This window comes from Paenibacillus sp. 01L418, from assembly GCF_056400045.1.
In genome coordinates this window covers 1-5042 of record NZ_JBFTSN010000444.1, presented here as the reverse complement: position 1 = coordinate 5042, position 5042 = coordinate 1, and the positions used below count along the sequence as shown (strand labels likewise).

At 45.1% G+C, this 5042-nt stretch carries 4 protein-coding genes and 1 pseudogene; 3 read left to right on the top strand and 2 right to left on the bottom strand.

Annotation, left to right across the window (positions count from 1 at the left end):
- Both AC1DSE_RS29905 and AC1DSE_RS29900 read left to right on the top strand, forming a co-directional pair.
- A pseudogene (locus AC1DSE_RS29905) lies at positions 1 to 213 on the top strand (phage holin family protein); the annotation flags it as partial.
- A 55-nt stretch (positions 214 to 268) separates the two neighbouring features.
- A complete protein-coding gene (locus tag AC1DSE_RS29900; protein WP_477510231.1) occupies positions 269 to 892 on the top strand; it encodes a peptidoglycan recognition protein family protein in 624 nt (207 codons plus the stop codon).
- 40 nt (positions 893 to 932) lie between these two features.
- Here the strand turns inward: AC1DSE_RS29900 and AC1DSE_RS29895 are convergent, their stop codons facing one another.
- Entirely contained in the window at positions 933 to 1310 is a 378-nt protein-coding gene (locus AC1DSE_RS29895) for a PH domain-containing protein (protein ID WP_076269741.1), read from the bottom strand.
- A gap of 179 nt (positions 1311 to 1489) precedes the next feature.
- On the opposite strand from AC1DSE_RS29895, the gene AC1DSE_RS29890 reads away from it, so the two are divergent.
- Positions 1490 to 1651: a sporulation protein YjcZ gene (locus AC1DSE_RS29890; protein ID WP_179089868.1), complete on the top strand. Its 162-nt coding sequence runs from the start codon at positions 1490 to 1492 to the stop codon at positions 1649 to 1651.
- 137 nt (positions 1652 to 1788) lie between these two features.
- Here AC1DSE_RS29890 and AC1DSE_RS29885 read toward each other — a convergent pair.
- Positions 1789 to 5042, bottom strand: a 3254-nt coding sequence (locus AC1DSE_RS29885) for a LamG-like jellyroll fold domain-containing protein (RefSeq protein ID WP_477528669.1), incomplete at its 5' end; no start/stop codon positions are given.

The window sequence follows — 5042 nt, the reverse complement described above, 5'->3', positions numbered from 1 at the left end:
ATGCTCGGAACGCCAGGGCTCTTATTCTATGCAATAACTCTAGGTTTAGTCTATCATACATGGCAGTCACTTACTGCTAATGCTTATCGTGCTGGATGGGAGAAGTGGATCCCTGACATTGTCATCAAGCATATTGAAAGTGAGTTGAAGGCTAAAGTACTTCGAGCGACGCAGCGCGGAGCCGATTCGGAAGGAGAGGGTAGTAATCCTTAAATATCTTACAGACCACATCCCCCCATCCACCCCCAACAATCGCCGCCCAGGCCATTTGCTTCTGCCGCAATCCATTACCATTCACAACACAGGCAACCCTACCAGCTCAGCGAGAAATGAAAGGGCGTGGCTAACGAACCCGACTAATAATCGCACCGCATCCTATCATCTTGTTGTGGACGAGCATGAGGTCATTGAGTGTTTGCCGCTGAATGAGAATGCGTGGCATGCGGGTGACGGGAGCGGCGCTGCAAGCGGGAATCGAACATCGATTAGCATTGAGATTTGCGAGAGTGGAGACTATGAAAAAACACTTTCCAATACTTGCGAATTAGCAGCAAAGCTACTGAAGCAGTACGGCTGGGGAATCGATCACCTGCGTCGCCATTACGATTGGAGCGGGAAGATTTGCCCAAGATTGATGTACGATAATGGCAAGTGGACAGGCTGGGACCATTTCAAACAGAAGGTACTGGAGAAAATGAAACGGCCAACCGACAATCGAAAGTCAGATCTGAATCTATCAGAAGCAGAACAAAGGCTTTTAATTAACACCCTCGGACAATTTACGGATCAAAAGCTTCTACAGGACACCAAATGGAGGGAGAAAGCGGAGCAAGGTACGTTAACGCTCTCGGAGCTGGCATGGCTGAATACAATGATACTCTCGCGAAAATAAATGAACCCCGCCGACCTCTACGGTCTGCGGGGTTCATCATTTATTTTAAGACATATTCAGCCAAAACCTTCTGAAGATCGTAGATGTTCAGGTTCTTGTTGAATGTTTTTTGGATGGGCGCGACGCTGCCTGATATCCAAATCTTCAGCTCGGCATCCAGATCATAGTTTCCGGCTGTTTCGATGCTGAAATGAGTAATGCTTTTGTAAGGATAGGAATGGAAATCGATTTTTTTGCCGGTTATTCCTTGTTTATCAATGATGATGAGGCGTTTGTTCGTAAAAATAAACATGTCGCGAATGAGCTTGTACGCTCTTTCTACATTCTCCGATCTACTGAGCAAGTTGCCAAATTCCCTTTGCGCCTCGTCAGGATTTACTTCAGAGGCGTTCCCCATTAATGCGTCCAAAAAGCCCATTTTAACACCATCCCTCTAATTCCATATGTACCTAAAAATAGTTCCTTCGTTTACTTTATGCGCAGACAAGCAATAATAGATGGCTTTTTTAGGCATCTGCTCATTTCCTGCAAAAGCCCATACACTTTTGCCCCAGAATCATAGGATACTGTGTAAGTTAACAAAAAGGAGATGAACAAATGAGCTATGGAGTAGCAGGTGCTAATGTAGGTCCTGGAAACTGCGCACCTTACCCAGTTGCAGGAGTAGGCGTAGGCTGCGGCGGTGGCGGATTCTCAAGTATTGGATTTATTCTTGTCCTTTTTATCCTTCTTGTCATCATTTCTCGTTCTTGGCTGTAAGCAATAATTAAGCCAAAGCGTAAACGCAAGGCTTTCCAAACGCTTTCTAACTAAATGAAAGTATAATAACATCCCCATAGCCCTGAGCCATGGGGATGTTATAGTTTATCATATGGGACAAGTTGCTAATGATATTATTATTCTACAATGGAGCGAGCGACGAGAATAAGATCTAATAGATCGATGACACCGTCTTTGTTGACGTCAGCTTGTTTAATTTGTTCCCAATCCGCTGAGCCTTCGCGTTTGCCGTAATGAATAACGATGAGGGCCAAATCCGAAATGCTGACTTTGCCATCTTGGTTTTGATCGGCAGGGTTTGTCGTTTCTTTTGGCGTTACTTGGATATTTAATGTGTATGGAGCAGCATTAACTTCAGTTTCGCCGTTTGAAATTAAGATCGAATCCGCAGTTACTTTACCTGTAGTAACCGTTTGTGTTTCTTTTGCTTTAAAAGTAAGCTCCACAATCTGTTTACTGCCGGTAACCGCGTTTTCTACCCCTTCGCTAGCAAGAATGAGTCGGAGTTTACCTTTCTCATCATGGATGGTATTCACAATTTGAACCTTTTCAAGAAGTGAACGGCTAGCTACATATTCAAATGCATTCGGGTCATAGTTAAATGAGATATCTTGTGCATAAACGTTGTCCGAAACATCATTCAAGCCTAGCTTAATCGTAAAGGTTGAACCGGATACGACAGACGTTTTTCCTTCCAATACAGCAGTTGGACGGGATGTTACTGTCCCTTCTTCTTTAACGGAAGCGGTGAAGTTAGGCAATGACTCTTTTCCTTGTCCACTTGCGATCATCGCTTGATGAAGCACCGCAGATGCACCGTTATTTTGGGACTGCGTTACTAACCGTACAATAGGCTGATCCGGCGAGATGGCGGAATCTGCTGTAAGGACGATTCTTGTTTTTCCATTGGCACTTTCATTTCGTAATACGGTAACGCCAGCTTGAAGCGGCTTAATCGATTGGACAGTTAGTTCGCCAGTCTCTAATTCGATATCCAAGGCTTTAGCATCTGTGTTCAGATGACTAACGGCGAGTTCATAACCTTTTAATTGTTTAGAAGTGGTGTCAACAATTTTGGTTAACTGAAGATTCGGAGCATCCGGTTTGTTCTGATCCTTCTGAGGGACGAACATGCCATCAATCGTCTTGGAATCGCCAATCGGCGAATCGACCTCCAGTGCAGCTAATATCGTTGCAGCGATATCCTTCGTTGTTCCTCCTTGCAAAAGCTTCTCCTTACCTACATCCGTTGCAATTGTTCTTCCGTTTGCTGCGATAAATACCGTTTTGGCAAGCGGCGAATCTTGTCCATGGGCAGTAGCACTGCCGAGCGTATGATCTGCGTTTTCTGTGCCGCCGCCATGATCGGCTGTCATTAGAATAAGCGTATCGTCCAGCAGGTTTTTGCTGCCGAGCGAGTCATAGATCGTTTTTACAAGGTTATCTGTTTCCATAAGTTTTGCGTAATAATCCTTCGTATAGAAACCGAGCGAGTGTCCGACACCGTCCACATCATCCAATTGGAAGAAAATAAGGGATGCATCGTATGCTCTGCCGTCTGCCGCATATTTTGCAAAAGCATTTACATTAGCTTTATCGCCCGCAGAATATCCTTCGGCACCAAGGGACGGTTCAATATGTCCATTAATGATGTTGGACCAGGTTGTGAAGGCAGCAAGCTTAGTCTCCGGGAATTGTTCACGCAATTTTTTGAAGACGGACGGGTAAGGCGATGTTTCACTATAGGTATTATTTGCGCTAATCGTATTGTCAATTTGATGCTTGCTGTAGTCCACACCATTTAACATAGCACCCCAGTTAGGAGATGAAACGGTAGGCAGCGTCGTTGTGACGGAATAACTAGCAGCACTTTTCTCGATGATGCCGCGCAGTGCAGGCAGATTTAATCGGTCGCCTACCGTTTCCTTCACAGAGCTTGGAGTTTCCCAGTATGGCGCATCCTTTGATACCGACATGCCGGCACCGTCGATGCCGATAACGACAACTCGTTTGTAAGGCATATATTTTACTTTATCAGCAATATTGGTTAGTTCTTGAACGGACTTCCCTTGAGCCAAGGCAACATCACCAATCGTAATATGACTGTCTTTGTTAATATCCTCAGATGCTTTTGTATTAATCTGAACAGTTTGCGCAGGCGTGTTCAACGTTTCCTTCACATATTTATTACCACCTACGAAAAATTCAGCAGAAGTCACTTGTATCGTGCCTTGTCCACTTGCATCCTTCGCAAAAAAGTAAACATCAGACAGCGTAGATGACGCGAATTCTAAAGGGTTGGTTTTGTTATATACACTTCCAGCTGGGAGCTCCAGCTTAACGATGCCTGGTGTTGAAGTGTCTACTTTCGTTGCTTTCGTTGCACGTGAGAATGTGAATTTGCTGCTGTCATAGGCAATTTCTACGCTCGCGCTGTCGATCGCGGTTGTCATGGAAGGGGTGCGCAGGTCGAGCATTTGCCTAAATTCTGTGCCAGGAGCTGTGGCTGTTGCACCTACGAATTTTAGCGTGCCATTGAATTTATCGCTGATTACAATGGGCGGAGCACTATTGAAAATTTCTATAACCTCTTCAGGGGTGATCGCACGATTCAAAATGAGAACCTCATCGAGCTGCGCTTCCAAAGCTGCAGAATATTTGCCAGTGCCATCATTGCCGAGCATTGTGGAAAGACCAGAATCGATCGTTCCTGTGCGACCAGTAATGCTAATGGCACTTGCGATATTATTGAATTTGGTCCCGTTCGAAGTAGAGACTGCAACAGGCACGCCATCTTTATAAAAATCTACGCGTCCGACGGTACGGTCATGCGAGATGACGATATGGTGCCAGCTCCCATTAGCGACGTTTGGAATATCAGCATCTATACGTGTTCCGCCTGCCGTGTTGAAATTCCATCTTAGCCTTTTATCGGATTGAAGAGAAAGGTTGTAGCCAACATTAGCACCGCTGTTCCAGTCTTTGTTGGATAGAATGGAAGGATCGGAATCTACGCCGGAGGACTTCACCCAGAAGGAGAAGCTGAAGCTTTTATCGACTCCGAATTGGAKCTGTGATGGCTTGCCTAGATTTACGTATTGTTTATTGGCACTAGTTGAACTTAAAGAAAGGGCTTGTCCGATTCTTCCGGGAACGAAAGTTGGAGTGCCGACGATGTCAGCCGAGAGATTGTTTGTGGAACTATCAGCGGCATTGTTCTCAAAGCTGAACTTTGCATGCAGGTCGGCATTCACAACAGCTGCAAAAGCGGTTTGGCTGAGCGGAACAAATCCTCCTGATGCGGTAATTAATGTAACGGCAGCAAGCGTGGATACAAATGCTTTTTTTATCGTCTTATTCATGAATAATA

Excerpts from the sequence above, each read along its gene's own strand:
- AC1DSE_RS29895 (WP_076269741.1), bottom strand. The coding sequence starts at position 1,310 with ATGGGCTTTTTGGACGCATTAATGGGGAACGCCTCTGAAGTAAATCCT.
- AC1DSE_RS29890 (WP_179089868.1), top strand. The coding sequence starts at position 1,490 with ATGAGCTATGGAGTAGCAGGTGCTAATGTAGGTCCTGGAAACTGCGCA.